Annotated in this window: 14 protein-coding genes; 6 read left to right on the top strand and 8 right to left on the bottom strand. The window is 43.0% G+C overall.

The genetic code is table 11. The annotated features are described in order from the left end of the window. Positions 1 to 55: 55 nt before the first annotated feature. Positions 56 to 1,384: a TolC family protein gene (locus P1X15_RS25515; RefSeq protein WP_277340971.1), complete on the top strand. Its 1,329-nt coding sequence runs from the start codon at positions 56 to 58 to the stop codon at positions 1,382 to 1,384. A gap of 66 nt (positions 1,385 to 1,450) precedes the next feature. After that, the gene (locus P1X15_RS25510) at positions 1,451 to 1,792 is read left to right on the top strand and encodes a hypothetical protein (protein WP_277340970.1); all 342 of its coding nucleotides are present in this window, start codon (positions 1,451 to 1,453) and stop codon (positions 1,790 to 1,792) included. Positions 1,793 to 1,801: 9 nt separating this feature from the next. Here the strand turns inward: P1X15_RS25510 and P1X15_RS25505 are convergent, their stop codons facing one another. From P1X15_RS25505 to upp, 7 genes are all read right to left on the bottom strand, one after another. Continuing rightward, positions 1,802 to 2,875 carry a phosphotransferase family protein gene (locus tag P1X15_RS25505; RefSeq protein WP_277340969.1) on the bottom strand — a complete coding sequence of 358 codons (1,074 nt, stop codon included), beginning with the start codon at positions 2,873 to 2,875 and terminating at the stop codon, positions 1,802 to 1,804. Between the two features lie 143 nt (positions 2,876 to 3,018). Beyond that, positions 3,019 to 4,125, bottom strand: a complete 1,107-nt coding sequence (locus P1X15_RS25500) for an AAA family ATPase (protein WP_277340968.1) — start codon at positions 4,123 to 4,125, stop codon at positions 3,019 to 3,021. Continuing rightward, positions 4,103 to 4,819, bottom strand: a complete 717-nt coding sequence (locus P1X15_RS25495) for an RNA ligase family protein (RefSeq protein WP_277340967.1) — start codon at positions 4,817 to 4,819, stop codon at positions 4,103 to 4,105. The genes P1X15_RS25500 and P1X15_RS25495 overlap by 23 nt, the downstream gene beginning before the upstream one ends. A gap of 153 nt (positions 4,820 to 4,972) precedes the next feature. After that, positions 4,973 to 5,524 (bottom strand): RNA 2'-phosphotransferase, encoded by a 552-nt coding sequence (locus P1X15_RS25490; protein WP_277340966.1) that lies wholly within the window; start codon positions 5,522 to 5,524, stop codon positions 4,973 to 4,975. A 222-nt stretch (positions 5,525 to 5,746) separates the two neighbouring features. Beyond that, entirely contained in the window at positions 5,747 to 6,475 is a 729-nt protein-coding gene (locus P1X15_RS25485; protein WP_277340965.1) for a LytTR family DNA-binding domain-containing protein, read from the bottom strand. A gap of 27 nt (positions 6,476 to 6,502) precedes the next feature. Beyond that, on the bottom strand, positions 6,503 to 9,610 hold the full coding sequence (locus P1X15_RS25480; protein ID WP_277340964.1) for a sensor histidine kinase: 3,108 nt from the start codon (positions 9,608 to 9,610) through the stop codon (positions 6,503 to 6,505). Between the two features lie 21 nt (positions 9,611 to 9,631). Further along, positions 9,632 to 10,276, bottom strand: coding sequence for a uracil phosphoribosyltransferase (gene upp, locus P1X15_RS25475; RefSeq protein ID WP_277340963.1), 645 nt, complete (start codon positions 10,274 to 10,276; stop codon positions 9,632 to 9,634). A gap of 64 nt (positions 10,277 to 10,340) precedes the next feature. Here upp and P1X15_RS25470 point away from each other — a divergent pair, with 64 nt between their 5' ends. After that, positions 10,341 to 11,150, top strand: a complete 810-nt coding sequence (locus P1X15_RS25470; protein WP_277340962.1) for a polysaccharide deacetylase family protein — start codon at positions 10,341 to 10,343, stop codon at positions 11,148 to 11,150. On the opposite strand, the gene P1X15_RS25465 is transcribed toward P1X15_RS25470, so the two are convergent. Then, positions 11,136 to 12,293: an acyltransferase gene (locus P1X15_RS25465; RefSeq protein ID WP_277340961.1), complete on the bottom strand. Its 1,158-nt coding sequence runs from the start codon at positions 12,291 to 12,293 to the stop codon at positions 11,136 to 11,138. The genes P1X15_RS25470 and P1X15_RS25465 overlap by 15 nt on opposite strands. A 114-nt stretch (positions 12,294 to 12,407) precedes the next feature. On the opposite strand from P1X15_RS25465, the gene P1X15_RS25460 reads away from it, so the two are divergent. The 3 genes from P1X15_RS25460 (at position 12,408) to P1X15_RS25450 (ending at position 17,884) form a co-directional block, all read left to right on the top strand. Next, positions 12,408 to 14,108 carry a hypothetical protein gene (locus tag P1X15_RS25460; RefSeq protein WP_277340960.1) on the top strand — a complete coding sequence of 567 codons (1,701 nt, stop codon included), beginning with the start codon at positions 12,408 to 12,410 and terminating at the stop codon, positions 14,106 to 14,108. A gap of 29 nt (positions 14,109 to 14,137) precedes the next feature. After that, complete coding sequence (locus P1X15_RS25455; RefSeq protein ID WP_277340959.1) at positions 14,138 to 15,181, top strand: quinone-dependent dihydroorotate dehydrogenase; 1,044 nt, start codon at positions 14,138 to 14,140, stop codon at positions 15,179 to 15,181. Between the two features lie 162 nt (positions 15,182 to 15,343). Further along, positions 15,344 to 17,884, top strand: a complete 2,541-nt coding sequence (locus P1X15_RS25450; RefSeq protein WP_277340958.1) for a DNA translocase FtsK — start codon at positions 15,344 to 15,346, stop codon at positions 17,882 to 17,884. Positions 17,885 to 17,902 lie beyond the last annotated feature (18 nt).

Here is a 17,902-nt window from a genome sequence, read left to right as displayed (position 1 = left end):
TAATACGCTATTTTTGAAAACTAGAGTTGTAATTGATTCAGATTTTCTACTGACCATGCGCCCATTTATTCTGTTGTTTGTTGTTGTTTTACAGCCTTTTATCTCTTTTTCTCAAGATTTACTCACCCTCGAAAATGCGATTTCGGCAGCGCTCGAAAAAAACTATTCCATCAAAATAGCCCGTAGCCGTGAGGCGATTGCCCACAATGACAATACGCGTGGAAATGCAGGTATGCTGCCAGTAGTATCGGCCTCCACCCAAGCCAACTTCACCACCAACAGTGTCAATCAGACTTTTTTCCCGATTGGTACTACCACTCGCGACCCATTGGTGCAAACAGGGGTGCAAAACCGAAATTCGAGTTCGGGTGTCAACCTAGTATGGACGGTATTTGATGGTATGGGAATGTTTGCCACCGCCGACCGATTGCGTGAAATTGAAAATTTGGGTAAAACCAACGTCAAAATCAATATCGAAAATACCGTGGCGCAAATAGCGGCGGCTTATTATGATGTAATTCGCCAAAAACAACGCCTCGAATCCCTCAAAGATGCCCTTGATATTTCAAACACAAGACGAGAATTGGCCAAGGCCAACTATGAAGTAGGTACTACTTCCAAGTCGGAGTATTTGGCTGCTCAAGTGGATTATAATGGCGACCAGGCGGCTTTGGTGGCGCAAGAACAAGTGTTAAAAAATAGCAAAATCAATCTCAATGCCCTGATGCTACGCGATTTTGAGATTGATTTCAACGTACCTGATACCATTATTTTCAGAAAAGATTTACAAATAGCACAGCTACAAGAAAACCTAAAAATCAAGAATCCTAATCTTATCGCAGCTGACCAAAACCGTAAAATCGCCTCTATCGTAGAGCGTGAAACCCGCGCCACACGGTTGCCACAAGTGGATTTGTTGGGAGGCTATACCTACAATACCCTCAACAACGAAGTGGGTTTTGGGGTGAAAAGCAGCAAAAATGGCTCGCTCAATTATGGGGCGCGGTTGGTGATTCCGATTTATGACGGACTCAATCAACGCCGCCGTGAGCAAAATGCCAAAGTCAATACTTACATTGCCGAATACCAACAGTCTGATGCGCAGTTGCAGCTTTTGTCGATGTTGGAGCGGACTTATAATACGTATCGGAATAGTCTCCAACTCTTTGAGTTTGAAGAGAAAAACCTTACCATCGCCCGCCAAAACGTAGATTTAGCTTTCGAAAGATTTAAGTTTGGAAACTCCACCCCGCTCGAATTCAGAGAAGCTCAGCGCAACGCCGTAGCTACCGAATCACGTCTGATTGAAGCGGCATTCAACGTAAAAGTAACCGAAATAGAGCTTCTTCGCTTAAGTAGTTCTATTTTGGAGGAAGTAAAATAAACAAGACCTCCTCGTTGTAGATTTTGGCGTGTATCTTTGCGGGCATACATCAATCCCCCTCATCGCATGGACTCTATCTGGAATCAAAAATTTGTGCGCGACTTACTGCTTACTGTTGTTTTGAGTGTGATAGTGGCAGCGGCTTGTTTTTATGGCCCCACTATTCATTTGCCTTTTTTAGTAGGATTGATAGTAGGTCTTTTGATAGGTTGGCTACAGCCGCGCAAGGGCTGGATTTTGGCACTCTTACAGGTAGTTTTGATTATTGGATGGTATTTTGTGATTGAAGCAGCGCATTGGATGACTCCCTTCGACGCCGATGCCACCAAGTTTACGGCTTTGCTTCAGTTTTTTCCGGTGTTGGTTGGCGGTTTTTTAGCGGGCTTTATCAGGCGTGCCTTCTCTTGATTTTTAACCTTAAATTTTGCCTTTTTCTAAAGCTTTGGCGGCGGTACTGCTCAGAGAATGTACCCCCAAGATAAGTCCCCCAAACCGCTTATCTTTGCTAAAACCCTGCTTCCAACGCGCGTATATTTGTTGGATGACTACGGTGTTTTTAAACAACCCAAAAACGTAGTAATATAAAATGTTGGCTACATCACGGCCACTTTTTTGGGCATAGCGGTCTGCAAATTCTTGGCGGGTAAGATTGCCGGGAAGCCACGTAAGATTGAAACTTTTTTCAAACGCGCCATCGCTTGGTTCAGACCAATACGAAAGCGAAGTACCCACATCCATAAGTGGATCACCAACGGTGGTCATTTCCCAATCTAGTACCGCTACGATGTCGGTAAGGTCGGTCGAATTGAGGACTAGGTTATCGTACTTATAGTCGTTGTGAATGAGGCTTGGCGGATTTTCGAGGGGTAGGTTTTTTACCAACCACTCATGAACTTGTTCAAATAAAGGCACTTCGTCGGTTTGGGCATTTTTATATCTTTTGTACCAGCCGTCTACTTGCCGTTGGATGTATCCTTCGGGTTTGCCCAGCTCAATCAGCCCCGTAGTGCGAATGTCGATACTGTGCAAAAGAGCGAGATTATCTACCAAAGCTTCTGCTATTTTTCGCATCGTAGGAGGTTCAATCCCCATTTTGGGGGCAGTGTGTGCCCGCAAAATCACCCCTTGGACGCGCTGCATCACATAAAAAGGACAATCAAGTACACTTTCGTCTTCACAGTAGATGATAGGCTGAGGGATTTTGGGATAGCCTGCCCTTTGTAGCATCGACAACACCCTAAATTCTCTGCCCATGTCATGTCCACCTTTGATATGTTTGGCTCCGAATGGAGGCCGCCGCAAAACATACTCTTTTTGGTGGGTAGTTTTGAGAAAATACGTCAAGTTAGAATATCCCCCGGGAAATTGACTTACCTCCGTAATATCTCCAAAATCAGGTAGTTGGTTAGCAAAATAAGCATTCAAATTAGCCACGTTGAGTTGTTCGCCTTCGCGTACAGTAGTGGGGGTGTCAGTTTTTGGGGAATTCATGGAATACAACCAGGTATAAATGTCAAAAACAAATTTAGTTTAAACTTTTGAGGTACTATTGTAAGTAAAAAGAAAAGCCAATAAGAAAGCATAAATTAAATAACAGTACAACACTCTGTCAGGTTCTTTATGCTTTCTAGGTTTTAGGATACTATATACTCTACGGTGTGTGCCTCCCAAGATGCTGGTACTTCCCACTTGTTTAAAAGCCGAAATAGCACAGTTTCTGGTACAGGATAAGTACGGTTTTTATTCTGTGAAAGCCATTGCCTATAAGGAACTTCTAAATATACAATTCGGGTTTTGGCACCATAAGTTACAAACAAGTCAATCCATAACTCTCGAATTGAGCGACTAATGTTTGTCGCATTAAATACAAAAGGTTGCTTCTTTCGCAGATACGTTTTTACTTCTTCTTTAGCTTCCTGAATCACTCTACCATTACCTTTCGAATCAGTAGGAGAGATGTTAAGACGGCGACGAATATCATCTAAGCTAACTACCGCAATCCCATTTAAGAACTTTTGAATGTAAGTATCTTTACCTGAACCAGGCAATCCTGATAATAATATTACCTCACATGTTGTGTTATCAAAAGGTTCATAGTCAGGAGATTGCTCTTCTTTGCGAAAATATAGGAAACGCCCCAAAGATGAGGAAAACTGAAATGGTTGATTCCAACAGTCAAGCTCTTCACAATAGGCACGGAATAGTCCATTATGATACAGTAATTCGGCTTGGTCTGTACATATTCTACCACGGCTGTCGGCTTCTGCTATCATTCCTAACTGAGACATTGAGACTTCTAGACTTGCTTGTAAGATAGCTTTTTGGGAGTTCTCTTTTTCAAAAAACCAAAGCGGAAGCCCATGATAGCTCACAAGTTTTGATATTTGTTCACGAATATCAAAAGGTACATCTGTATTTTGATATAGCCATAGCCGGGCACTTAATTCGCCTTTTTTAGCATGTCCTCTAGAAGTAATACGTCCATCGGCTTCTATGATAGTGGTCGAACGTTTTTCGAGGTCGTGCATTAGGGCTGCTGCCCATACGATTTCCTGAGATTGAGGATCCAGTTTTTGATAGTCTTTATTTTTGATTAGTTCTGCCAAAACCATTTGGGTATGAATTGCGACGTTGCCTTCTGCATGGTGGTAAGGGTCTTGCGGCGTGGAGGCCATGTCACGTACCCAATCAAATTGACTTTCCAAAAAACTCCATTCTTTATTTTGAGTGATTTTCCACATCCTTCCTCCTTTCCCACATCAGAGATGCGCGTTTCCAGTTTCTAGTCCAATGTTCGTCTGTTTTGACATGTCCCTTTCGAACGTATTTGTTAACATTCTGAGTAAAATTATCCGTTGAATATTGTGCCGCGTTACGTGTCACAACTCCCTCCATTGTACAAGGTTGGTTAGTTTGAATATCGACTGATACCAATTGGCTCGGCTGTAAGGCCCAATGCAATACACTTTCCTCAAACAGAGCTTGGGAGATGGGCATCAATATTTTCTCTAATACAGGTACTGTAGAAAAGTCGAAGAATTGAGCATAAAATTCTGTTTCTTCCCACGATAACCACTGGTCGTGCTCGCGCACTGCAAAGACATAAAAATGGGATTCTAATTTCTGATATTCAATGGAATGGATAGCAAATAGATTCTCTCCAAATATCTCTAAATGACCGAGGTCATCCTTCAACAATTGCCAACGTTGACGTAGGGTACTTGTCCAAGGTGAAGTAGTGGGGGCAGCATGTGAACGAGCAAAAACCCCATAGCGGCTCAAGCAATTGTTTTCTCCGTCCAGTTTTTCGGTATGAATTAATTCGGGTATTTGGGAAAAAGATTCCCAATAGTGATGATTAATACGGTCGTCGCTTGTAGTACCTGGTGAAAAAGGGTAATGATACGTTCGACCGTATTTGGTTGAAATAGCCATGATTAAACACTTTAAATAAACACAAAAAGATTGCTGCGCACTATAGTAAGTGCGTTTTTAGAAGAGAATAAAAGAGCAACCGATTACATGACTATTCACTATTAAAGCGTTAATTTGGTCACAAAGATAGCGGGAATATTTAAGTCATAAGGATTATTGTTCACTATCTTCTATTTCGATAAAAGCAGGTGCCACAAAATCGGTTAGCCATACGCCGTTAGACGAAAGATAAAAAGCGATACCAGCCTCCGACATCAATTTTGTGTTGATTTTGAGAATACTAGGTTTGCCATGTCGTATGCCTACTTTATAGGCGGTTGCTTTATCCACACTTAAATGGACATGATGGCGATTTCTCTTCTGAATACCTTGTTTGAGAATAGAACTAAGGTTTTTCTCGGCAGTGCCATGATATAAAAAAGAAGGCGGCAATTGTTTGTCATACGCCAAATCTACTTCGATGGAATGCCCTTGATTAGCGCGAATTTTCTGAAAATCCTGACTAAATGCAAAGCGCTGTTTATTGTTAGTGAGTACAAGGTGTTTTAATTCTTCAAAAGTAAGGGGATGCCCTTTGGTAGCAGTTTTGGCAAGTAATTCCTCTACTGATACCCAGCCATTTTTATCCATCTCAAGGTCCACTAAATCAGGGCGATGCCGGAGAATAAGACTCAGAAATTTACTGGTTTTAAATTCATCTTTCATTCTACAATAGATAAACGCATTAAAAAATAGGGTCAATGCGATTGAGGAATCATTTTTTTGCGTGCCGAGTTCCGGAGGAACGTGAAATTTGTAGCAAAAGAAATATGGCCTCCTTCCTTATTGGCGCTTGTAGGTTTGCTTACTACAAATATTTCGCTTCGACGAGGTTAATTATAATGCGTTTAACCTGATACTACGACATAACCATTTTTGAAACAACTTTCATAGCCCCAGCCTTTCCAAAAACCCTTTTTTTTCGCTGCGGGCGATTTCGACCTCTGAGCCGTCGTCCATCAATACCGTGCCTCCTTCGCCGCGGGTATATTCTTTGATGCGGAGTAAATTGATAAGCGCCGAGCGATGTACCCGCAAAAACTGCACCGGAGTCAGTATGTTTTCAAACTCTTTGAGTGTACGCGAAGCTACTATTTTGCGAACTTGAGTACCGTTGGGATGTGCCAAATGAAATACCGTATAGTTGCTGTCTGATTCGAGCCACACAATCTCCTCAATAGGCACAAAAGTAATGCCTTTGAGGGAGGGAATGGCGATTTTGTTGAACTGCAACACCGAAGGCGTATTTTGTTGATTTTGTCGCTTCTTTTCGAGGCGTTGGAGGGCGGCGCTAAGTTCGATTTCGCGGATAGGTTTTAGCAAAAAATCCAAAGCACTAAGGCGCAAAGCTTCAATGGCGTATTGGTGATAAGCCGTGGTAAAAATCACTTCAAAAGAATAAGGTTCTAGGTGCCTGAGAAGCGTAAAGCCGTCGATTTGGGGCATTTCGATGTCCAAAAAAACCACGTCAGGTTTGAGCTGACGAATCCCCACGATGGCTTCTTCGGGCGATTGGTAGGTGGCCAGAATGTCGGTATGAGGTGCTAGGCTACGTAGTTTGATAGCTAGTACCTCAAGACTCATGCGCTCGTCGTCGATCAAAATGACTTTCAACATGGGAAAGGGAGTGTTTGGCAGTGCAAATTAGAGCAGAGCGTTCGGATTTTCGTTACCGTTGACTAAATACAGAGGTAAGTTTATCACAACTCGCGTTCCGTACGGCGGTGGTAGGTCTTCAATCTCAAAAGCAGCGGGCGCCTGCCCCGTAGCCAAAGGTAGGGCTGCGATACGGTCGGCAGTTACTTTCATTCCCAATGATTGTTTTTTGCGACTTTGCTGACGATTGATTTCGGTGGCAGCCTCCCGACCCACGCCATTGTCTTCGATGTGTATCCAAAGCCTATCGGTCGTAGCCCATAGCTTAATGAGAAGCAGCCCTTGGCCGTCGGTTTTGTGCCTGAGACCGTGTAAAATGGCATTTTCTACAAAGGGTTGGAGCAAAAGCGGCGGGATTTGAGTAGTGAGCGGAAGGGATTGACTGAGTTGGATTTGATAGGTAAATTTGTCTTCAGCGCGTTCTTTTTCGAGGTCTAAGTAGAGCTGAAGGGTTTCTAACTCATGCGAGAGAAAAATCAAATCAAATTGAGAGTTTTCTAACACATTTCTGACCAACAACGAAAAGTTTTGTAAAAAAATAGAAGCTTTGTGTGATTGATTACTAAGGATATAATACTCAATGGTATTCATGCAATTGAACACAAAATGAGGGTTCATTTGCGCACGAAGGGCCTTGGTTTCGGCTTCGGTACGTTGCTGACGAAAAGCGGCTTCTTGGCGTTCTTGTTGGAGTTTGGAGCGATACACTATGTATAAAACCCCCAACAATACCGCAACCGCAAGCGCTCTAAACCACCATGTTTTCCAGAAGGGAGGTTCTATCAAGATTTTGAAGGCAATCGGACGATTCCATTGGCCCATTTTGTTGAGCGTTCGTACCCAAAAAGTATATTCTCCCCCGTCAAGATTGGTATAAGTCACGGTGTGTTTGGGAGAAAGAGCCGACCAATTCGGGTCAAATCCTTCAAGTTTATAGCTATAACGAGCTTTTTCGGGATTGAGAAAATCAAGGGTCGAAAATTCGAAGGTCAAAACATTTTGTTGGTATTTGATACGGAAAGGTCGCGTGGCGGTTTGGTCGCGGTCAAAAGGCATTTCTTGGTCAATCACCTTAAAACTTGTAAATGCCAAAGGGGCATCTTCGGTAGGAGATAAGAGATTTTGGGGGGTGAAATAACTAACGGCTCCGATAAAATTGACAAAAACGTTGGGTTTGACTACACTGATGCGGTCGTACATAAAACTCCCAAAAAGGCCGTCTTTGACCGAAAAAGAGCGGAAACTATGATTCTTAGTGTCATACACAAATAAGTCCCCTTGGGTGCTTATCCATACATTTTGGGCATCGTCGATGTACAAATCATTGCATTGGGAGGCATTGAATCCTTGTTTTTCGCCAAAATTTCTAAACCTTTTACGTTTTACATCCAGTACTGAAAGACCTCCTCGGGCCGCAATCCATAGTTGTCCTTTGTGGTCGAATGCCATCCCTAATCCTACATTGAGGTCGTTGTTGGCCGTGGAAGGATGCCGATAGTAGTCGATTTTGTAGGTTTGAGTGTCAAAATGATGCAGTCCTTTGCGGGTGGCTACCCAAAGTTTTTGCGAGGCGTCGAGCAAAAGCCGATTGACCACAAAATCAAGCAAGCCTTCTTTCATACTGAATTGTCTGACTTGCTGCGTAGTGGCATCAATGCGTAGCAATCCACTGCTAGAAGCTACCCACAGGTTGTTTTGGGAATCGGCTACGATATCATAAATTACTTTTTCGGCGCGTTGTGGAAAAGAGGGTAGCTTAAACTCCCGAAAAGTATCAGAAGAGATGTCAAAATAAAATAATCCATTTTCGGTACCAGCCCATAATCGCTTTTTTTTGTCAAAACATACCGAACGAACATTCCAATGGTGAACATCGGGGCTTTGGTTGAGATAAGAAGCTAGTAGTTTTTGGTTTTGAAAGTCATATTTGAGCACCCCGCCACCCCAAGAAGCCATCCACAAAATCGAGGAATCGCGCACATCGGGCTTGATTTCAAAAATACTGTTGTCGGAATAAGGGTTTCCTAACTCTTGCAAAAAAGGCAGCTTGAGCGAGTGGATTTGATGAGCGCCAAAAAGTGCTTTGCTGACACCAAGGTGGGTCATTATCCAGAGAATACCTTGATTGTCTAAAAAGAAATAATTGACAAAAGGACTGACCAGACCTTTTTCGAGCGGAGGATTGCGAAGGGCTTGGGAAAAAGTACGGGTACGGAGATGGAAGGTGTACATTCCCCGCCCAAACGTACCACACCATAGTACAGAGTCGCCCGTGAGAGAAGGTAAAAAAGCCGTGTGCTTGATGACGGCAAAGGGTTTTTTGAGATTCTTCTGGTCTGGGTAAAAGAGCTGAAAGGTGCGGCTTTTTAAATCTAAATATTGTAGACCACCACCTTCGCTTCCAAGCCACAGATTACCGTGTTTGTCTTCGGTGATGGAGTTGATGTGGTTTTTTTCGGTGTATTCTATGGTAGGGTCTTGGTGGGCGTATTCTTCATAATGATTGTTTTTGGGAAAATACCTAAACAAGCCACTGTGAATCGTGCCTGCCCATATTTCACCTGCTCGGCTTTTGTAGAGAGTGATAAAAAAATTGGTTTTCCGTTCGGTAAGCGGCGTAGGATATATTTTTTTAGTGCGTTGGTCGTATCTGACCAAGCCTAGCCCATTGGCTGCAATCCAGATATTATGACCTTCGGCCAAGATAGGCATGAATACCCAACGGCCATTTGTTTCTTTGAAATAAACATAGTGAAAATTGTCGTGGGCTTCATCATAATAGCACACGCCTGTTTCCATGCTAATCCAAATACGCCCTTGCGGGTCGGCTACGATATTGTAAAGCCTACGCCCTCGGATGCCGTTGGTATCGCTAGGATTGTATGGGTAGTTCTTAAAATGAAGCCCATCATAGCGGCTCAGGCCATGACGGGTAGCAAACCACACAAAACCCCGTTTGTCTTTGAGGGCATGGAGGGTAATATCAGAGGCGAGGCCATCACGTTGGGTATAGTTGTCAAAGTACCACTGCTGTTGGGCATATACCAAAGGCCAAAGCCCTATCATACAACATAGCAGTGGTAACAGTGCTTTCATTAGAAGGTTGGTTGGGCATTTCTACAACTTAGCTCCAAACGATAAGTCACCGGCGTCGCCCAGTCCAGGGACAATATAGTAGTGTGGGTCGAGCTTTTCGTCTACTGCTCCTATCCATAAGCGACATTCGGGCATACGTTTTTGGAGATAACCTACACCTTCAGGACTTGCAATAACGGCAGCGATGTGGGTTTGGGCCGGAATGCCAAATCGTAACAAAGCATGATAAACTTTCTCAATTGAACGACCTGTGGCAAGCATGGGGTCCATCAAAATCAAGGTTCGTTCGTGGAGGTCGGGGGCGGTAATGTAGTCCATTTCAACCTCAAAATCGTCATCTCCAATATGGTGTCCTCGATAAGCGCCGATGAAAGCGCTATCCGCATGGTCAAAAAAATGTAAGAAACCTTGGTGAAAAGGCAAGCTCGCTCTCAGAATAGTAGCCAATACGGGAGGTTGACGCAAGAGGCGTGTGTCTGATTTTCCGAGGGGTGTGGTGACACTTGCCGGGCGATAAGGCAAAGATTTGGAGATTTCGTACGCCAATAGTTCTCCCACTCTTTCTAAATTACGACGAAACCGCATTCTGTCTTGTTGGATGTTGACGTCGCGGAGTTCGGCCAAAAAATGATTAGCAATAGAAGCTTGTTGAGTAAGGACAAACATAAGAAAGTGGGTAGTTTGCGTTTAGGACGTTACATTTGTAGCAACGATAATACGAACTCATTCTTTGAAAAACAAAAACATTATCCTTTTACTGTTAATTGGGTTTTTGGGAACAATAGGTTGCCAAAAAAAAGGAGAGAAGCATCCTGCTGGAATTGCATTTTCGTTAGACGACCGCTACCTCAAAGAATGGATGCAGCTACGGCCCTTGCTCAAAAAATACGACGCTCATGTTACCTTTTATGTGACTCAGTTTGATAGCTTGTCGCCCCAAGAAATTCAGTGGCTTCATGAGCTGGAAAGCGACGGGCACGAGATAGGAGCGCACGGAGCAGCGCATATCCGAGTGTTGGATTATTGGCGAGGGAGCGGCTCGTTGGATGCTTTTTTTAAAAATGAAGTAGAGGCAGAGGTAGTTTCGATGCAAAAAGCGGGATTTCGACCCGTCACTTTTGCACACGTGGGCGGGCAGCAAACTTGGTTTACCGATCAGCGGTTGCTGCGTGATTATTTCATACTTCTACGGGATGTATCCATGACAGAGCGCGTGCTTCCTTATTTTACGCTCAAAAGGAGTGTGTTTGCAATGGATGAAATTTACTATCATTTTGACCAACCCGACCCTACGGTGCATTCGCTCTTGATTGACCAATTGACTCATATCACCGACGCACAGCTACGTGATGGCCTGATTCGGGCCAAAAATACCAATACCGTACTCATGTTGATGGGGCATCGCCCTTTGTTTGACGCTTCAGATGAGCCTTATGGTTTTGATGTCAAAAAATTAGAATATATACTGGCCGAGAGCCGTAAGTTGGGGCTTAAAACCTATACGATGGCTGAGTTGGTACGTTTATCATCGACCCGTTGAATGGCGACTAAAACGATTTTTGAAGTCAAGAAATGGTTTTTCAAAATACCGATAAGAAAGCCCCGCTACCAAAATAGTAAGCCCGGTAGCCAACGGATAAAGCAGCAGATTGAAACTCCAAGTGGACAAATCTTTGCCAAATACCCACTGAATCAAATGCACACCAAATACAATAAAGGCGGTTTGATAGATATAAACCCCGTACGAAATTTTACCCAAATACGAAATCCACGGGTATTCAAGATTGACAATAGAGCGTGGGTTGCTGGAGACATTCAGGATAAAAAATCCAAAAAATAAGCCATAAAACTCTAGGTTGATGTGGTTGATATGAAAGCCAGTTGCCAAACAAATCACTAGCACAGCATAGACTACCATCTGCACATCTTTGCGGAAGAGGATGTTTAATACTTTCTTTTTATCGTAATAAACCAGCATCGCACACGCGCCTCCTGTCATAAGCGTAATGATACGAAACTGACTAAAAAAGAAACGCACAATTTCAGGCACGTTGTTTGCATAGTAGGTGTTACCTATCCACTCATAATAAACATAAAAAACAAAGAAAGTGCCGAGGCAAAAAATGGTAACTGTGATGATGAGTCGCTTCCAGCTGAAGTTTTTGATAATCCACGGCCAAAGGTAATAAAACTGCTCTTCGACGCCGATAGACCAGGTTTGAGCGGCTAGATAGGGTGAATTGTAGAGAATAAAACCAATATTGGGTAGTACCAACAAGAAAAGTGATAGTCGCCGATAGAAGTTTTCGGACATAAACGAAATCTCGTTGTTTGGTGGTACAAAAAAGGGAATATGAGGAAACACAAAAAAGGCAAGCAATACGATTAGGAAGTACAGCGGCCATATTCTGAGGATGCGCCTGATATAAAAATCGCGGGTGTTAATCTTCCCAAACCGCCCCTTTTCGTGAAGTAAAAGATAGGTAATCAAAAACCCACTTAAAACGAAAAATAAATCCACCCCTAATTTTCCCATACTTTTTATGAGGTGGTTATCATAAAAATGCGGAATTTTGAACACCTCTTTTACTTGCTCAATGTGATGAATCAAAACCGAGAAGGCCGCAATAAAACGCACGCCATTGAGGTTAGGAAAATAAACTGTGTTGGAAGACTTACTCAAGAGAATAATCTATTTTATTAGAGTGTTGACAATTTTGCCAGACCAAACGGTATTACCATAAACCATTTTGATTGACAAAATTAGCTTAATTTGCTCAAGTCATATATAAATACTATGCAATTTAGACTTTACGTTACCCTTATATATTGTTTTGTGGTGCTGCAAAGTGCGGTAGGACAGTCGCAATATGCCCCACTCAATGATGATTATTATCACTTAATAGATCGTTTGGAAATTCGTCGCGGAAAGCTTAGCGAAGATTTTCACATTGGCGTAAAACCATTTGAGCGTAAAGCAATCATTGGTTTGTTGGATAGTATCATGGCCGACCGCACGATGCCACTCAATGATACCGACTTTTTCAACATCGAATACCTCCGTCAAGATAGTTGGGAGTGGTCAGCCGACCGAACGCCGATGAGTCAGAAGCGATTACTGAAACGTTTTTATCAAAAACCATCGGATTTTTATTATGTCCAAAACAAAAACTTTGACCTTCATCTTAGCCCAGTAACACACCTTATTTTGGGCACTGAAAATAGTTCCAAAGATTATTTATGGCTCACAGCCCGTGGCGTCGAATTAAGAGGATTGATTGGTAAGAAATTGGGGTTTTATACTTATGTGACTGATACACAGGGGATGTTTGGGAAGTATGTGCGCGACTATACTCTCAACGTACGTGAGATATACCTTAATTATCCACTCTATGTCGTACCTGGCGAAAGTCTCGTTAAAAGTGTACGAACTTATGGGGTCGATTTTATTTCGGCACGTGGGTATATTACGTTTAATCCCATCAAACAAATCAATATCCAATTTGGACACGATAGAAATTTTATAGGGAGTGGATTCCGCTCTATGCTATTGTCGGATTGGAGTTCGCCTTACTTATTTTTGAAAATGACTACGCAGTTAGGGCGTTTTCAATATACCAATTTGTGGGCGAATATGCTCTACAATCAGCCTGGTCGTTCGCCCGATGAGCCCATCAATAAAAAGTATGCCGCTATCCATCATTTAAGCATGAACCTAGGCAAAAACTTTAGTTTAGGGATTTTTGAGGCAGAAATATTTGGTCGTGAAAATGGTGGATTTGACCTAAACTATCTCAATCCTATTATTTTTTACCGCTATCTCGAAACCTATCTAGGCAGTGCCGACAATGCCATGCTAGGCTTTGATGTCCGCTGGAATTTTCTCAAACGCTTTGGGTTTTATAGCCAATTTATGTTGGATGAATTCAAAACTTCCGAATACTTTGGCAAAAAAGGGTCGTGGGGTAAAAAATTTGGGTTTCAGGCGGGACTCAAATACGTGGATGCCTTTGGTGTCAAAAACTTAGACTTACAAACCGAACTCAACCTCGCACGCCCTTATACTTATTCTCACAAGTCAGGCTTCAACAACTATGTACATTTTGATCTTCCTTTGGCGCATCCTTTGGCGGCCAACTTTTGGGAGGTGGTAGGTATTGCGCGCTATCAGCCTACTCGGCGCCTGACGGTCTATGGGACATTGGTGAAAGCTAAAAAAGGGCTTGACGTCGATGGGCGCAATTGGGGAGCTAATATTTGGAGAAGTTATGAAGATAATCGCCCACGAGATACCGGTAATTTTATCGGGCAAGGTACCCCTGTCGAAACTACCTTTGCCGATTTACGGATGTCGTATATGCTCAAACACAACCTATTTATTGACGGTCGTTTCTTTGTGCGTCGCCAAGAAAGTACTTATGAACCTTTAAATATGAATACCACTTCTGCTACTTTTGGCATAAGATTCAATATTCCATATCGTCAACAAATTTTTTAAGAGGGCATTTTATTGTTACTTTTGTGGCCATGTATAAGTGGCTCATCCTCCCGATTTTGTTCCGTTTTGATGCCGAGCAGGTGCATCATTTCATATGCGGAACCCTCAAGTTTTTGTTCAGGATTCCTGGCGTTTCGTTTTTAGCTCAACAACTTTTTAACTATGAACATCCCTCTTTAGAACGGGAAGTGTTTGGCTTAAAATTTAAAAACCCGGTAGGCTTAGCAGCGGGTTTTGATAAAAATGCCGAGTTGGTGGATGAATTGGCGGCTTTGGGTTTTGGATTTGTGGAAATCGGAACGGTCACTCCTCTGCCTCAAGACGGAAACGAAAAGCCTCGCTTGTTTCGCCTCAAACCCGACCGAGCGATTATCAATCGCATGGGCTTTAATAATAAAGGCGCTGCCGCTGCAGCAGAACGCCTACGCAAACGCAAAACCAATATTTTGATTGGAGGGAATATTGGAAAAAACAAACTAACTCCCAACGAAAATGCCCTTGACGATTACCTCAAAAGCTTGGATGCTTTGTATGAAGAGGTAGATTATTTTGTAGTCAATGTAAGTTCGCCCAATACGCCTGGCTTACGCGACTTGCAGGAAAAAGAGCCACTAATGAAAATTTTGGCGGCACTCAAACTACGAGCCGAAGCATGGGCCGCGAAAATGGGGGCGGCTACTCCCAAGCCTATTTTATTGAAGATTGCCCCCGACCTCACCAATAGCCAATTAGACGATATTATTGAGATTGTGACTACCACCCAAATCGCAGGCGTAATTGCGACAAATACCACAATTAGCCGCGACGGCTTACAGACTGACGGCGATTATGTGAAAAAAATTGGGGCGGGTGGATTAAGTGGAGCTCCACTTACGCATCGTTCAACGGAAGTTATTCGTTATATTTGCAAAAAGTCTGGTCGAGCTTTTCCTGTGATTGGGGTGGGTGGCATTTCTTCCCCCCAAGAAGCTCGCGAAAAACTTGAAGCCGGTGCTAGTTTGGTTCAGATATATACAGGTTTTATATATGAAGGCCCAGCATTGGCAAAGCGGATTTGCAAAACTTTAGTATAGCGCTTCATTTTTACCCCATAAAAGTGCATTCGCACATCCTATATTTAAGTATCTTTCTCTTTTGTGAAAAAGAAGAAAGTAATCTTATGTGTTTTATCCATGAAACGCTCATGAGTAAAATGCCTTTTCCTCAGCCTATTAACAACCGATAACGATTAAACGATGGCTAGAAATGTTATTCCGTCAACGCCCTCTTCCAAGCGCGAGCGTAAAAATACCAATGCGACTAGCAATACCTCCGATTCCAGACCGGAAAAAAATCCTCTCGGTGGATTCTCCTCTGATCCGCGTAATCGCAAAATGTGGGGATGGGTATTAGTAATGTTGTCTCTTTATATGATGGGGGCTTTTATATGGTATTTGTTTACGGGGGCTGCTGACCAAAGCGTAGTAGATTCGGCTTTTACTACTAAACTCAGAGTCCCAGTCCGCGAAACCCAAAACATCATGGGCTTTTTTGGATTAGTGCTTTCCCATTATTTCATTTTTCGATGGTTTGGCATTGCGGCCCTTGGATTTCCTTTTTTACTTTTTCTGATTGGGTGGAAGATTGCTCTCAATTACGAAATATTGCCACTAAAACGTACTACTCAAATCACACTAGTTTACATCGCTTGGCTGGGGATGTTTTTTGGCTTTTTTGTAGTACAAGCTGATTTGGCTCGTTCCCTCAGCTATTTGTGCGGGGGAATCGGCTATGAAATCAATCTTATGTTTGACCATTACATTGGTTGGGGAGGGATTTTTGTGGTGATTGGACTCCTAGCGGTGATTTTGGTGTATGTTCATGGGGTTGATTCTTTAGAAGAATTGGGCCAGTATTTCAATAATCCTATTAAAAGGAAAGTGGCTCCACCAGATATAGAGGTGGTATTGGAAGAAGACAAACAAGAAACTACCGAAGAACCTTCTTCTAAAGTAAAAACATCCGTTGAAAATTCGGTAAAAGAAAAAGCACTTGAGGCAGAAGAAAATAATGCCAAAACGGTGGAATTGAATAGCAATACTAGTGTAAAGCCTGCTCCGAAGCCGCAAGCACCCAATTTGACGCTGATTGTAGAAAATGCCGAAGAAATAAAAGCCTCTGCCGAAGAAGAAATAAATATTCCCCCTATTTCAGGAACAACGACCAAAATCCCGGTAGTTCCGTTTGTGGATGCCGAGCAAGCTGCCAACGAGCTATTGGCGCTTCATGGGCCTTATGACCCTACCCTTGAGTTGGGCAATTATCAATATCCTACTATTGATTTGTTGCACAATCGAGGCGAAAGTAATTCTAAAGTAACCGCCGAAGAGCTGGAATCCAACAAAGATAGAATCGTCGAAACTTTGGGGCATTTCGGAATCGGGATTGCAAGTATCAAAGCTACGATTGGCCCCACGGTTACGTTGTATGAAATTGTACCAGATGTAGGGGTACGTATTTCCAAAATCAAGGGATTAGAAGATGATATTGCGCTTAATTTGGCCGCTTTGGGTATTCGGATTATTGCGCCTATGCCGGGTAAGGGAACCATCGGAATAGAGCTACCCAACAAAAACCGCGAGATGGTTTCGATTCGGTCGGTTTTGGCAAGTAAAAAATTCCAAGATAGTACCTTTGAGCTGCCGATTGCTTTAGGAAAAACAATTTCCAACGAATTGTTTATTACTGATTTAGCCAAGATGCCTCACTTACTTATGGCCGGAGCTACAGGACAAGGGAAGTCGGTGGGATTGAATGTGTTGTTGGCTTCTTTGATTTATAAAAAACACCCCGCTCTGCTCAAATTTGTGTTGGTAGACCCCAAAAAGGTGGAGTTGACTTTGTTCAACAAAATAGAACGACACTTCTTGGCCAAGCTTCCCAACAGTGAAGAGGCGATTATTACCGATACCAAAAAAGTGGTTTACACCCTCAATTCACTTTGTATTGAGATGGACAATCGCTACGATTTGCTCAAAGACGGAGGCGTAAGAAATATCAAAGAATACAACGCTAAGTTTATTCAGCGACAGTTGAATCCTGAACGCGGACACCGCTTTTTGCCTTATATTGTGTTGGTAATAGATGAGTTGGCCGATTTGATGATGACTGCTGGTAAGGAAGTAGAGCAGCCTATTGCGCGTTTGGCGCAGTTGGCACGAGCGATTGGGATTCACTTAGTGGTGGCTACGCAGCGCCCTTCGGTCAATGTCATCACCGGTTTGATTAAAGCAAACTTTCCGGCGCGATTGTCATTCAGGGTTACATCCAAAATCGACTCGCGTACTATCCTAGATACGGGAGGTGCGGAGCAGCTTGTAGGTATGGGAGATATGCTGCTTTCGATGGGGTCGGATATGATTCGTCTGCAATGTGCTTTTGCCGATACCGACGAAATCGACGAAGTCTGTGATTTTATTGGAAATCAACGTGGCTATCCTTCTGCTTATCACTTGCCTGAGTTTAGTGGAGATGAAGATGACAATGAGCGTGAAAGCGTAGATTTGGCCGACCGCGACCCCATGTTTGATGAAGCCGCGCGGGTGATAGTGATTAGTCAGCAAGGAAGTACATCGCTTATCCAACGAAAACTCAAACTTGGTTACAATCGAGCCGGCCGTATCATGGATCAGCTAGAAGCAGCTGGGGTAGTAGGGGCATTTGAAGGCAGTAAAGCGCGCGAAGTACTTATAGGTGATATGGTGTCTTTAGACGCATTATTGAAAAATTTAAAGTAAATAAATCAACCTTATAGT

This window comes from Runella sp. MFBS21, from assembly GCF_029433105.1.
In the GTDB taxonomy this organism is placed as follows: Bacteria; Bacteroidota; Bacteroidia; order Cytophagales; family Spirosomataceae; genus Runella.
The sequence above is the reverse complement of the archived record's forward strand: the minus strand, read 5'-3'. Positions and strand labels throughout refer to the sequence as shown.

Coding starts and splice junctions, on each gene's coding strand:
- upp (WP_277340963.1), bottom strand. CDS start 10,276: ATGTTTGTCCTTACTCAACAAGCTTCTATTGCTAATCATTTTTTGGCC.
- P1X15_RS25460 (WP_277340960.1), top strand. CDS start 12,408: ATGCAATTTAGACTTTACGTTACCCTTATATATTGTTTTGTGGTGCTG.
- P1X15_RS25490 (WP_277340966.1), bottom strand. CDS start 5,524: ATGAAAGATGAATTTAAAACCAGTAAATTTCTGAGTCTTATTCTCCGG.
- P1X15_RS25495 (WP_277340967.1), bottom strand. CDS start 4,819: ATGGCTATTTCAACCAAATACGGTCGAACGTATCATTACCCTTTTTCA.
- P1X15_RS25505 (WP_277340969.1), bottom strand. CDS start 2,875: ATGAATTCCCCAAAAACTGACACCCCCACTACTGTACGCGAAGGCGAA.
- P1X15_RS25450 (WP_277340958.1), top strand. CDS start 15,344: ATGGCTAGAAATGTTATTCCGTCAACGCCCTCTTCCAAGCGCGAGCGT.
- P1X15_RS25480 (WP_277340964.1), bottom strand. CDS start 9,610: ATGAAAGCACTGTTACCACTGCTATGTTGTATGATAGGGCTTTGGCCT.
- P1X15_RS25515 (WP_277340971.1), top strand. CDS start 56: ATGCGCCCATTTATTCTGTTGTTTGTTGTTGTTTTACAGCCTTTTATC.
- P1X15_RS25510 (WP_277340970.1), top strand. CDS start 1,451: ATGGACTCTATCTGGAATCAAAAATTTGTGCGCGACTTACTGCTTACT.
- P1X15_RS25500 (WP_277340968.1), bottom strand. CDS start 4,125: ATGTGGAAAATCACTCAAAATAAAGAATGGAGTTTTTTGGAAAGTCAA.
- P1X15_RS25455 (WP_277340959.1), top strand. CDS start 14,138: ATGTATAAGTGGCTCATCCTCCCGATTTTGTTCCGTTTTGATGCCGAG.
- P1X15_RS25485 (WP_277340965.1), bottom strand. CDS start 6,475: ATGTTGAAAGTCATTTTGATCGACGACGAGCGCATGAGTCTTGAGGTA.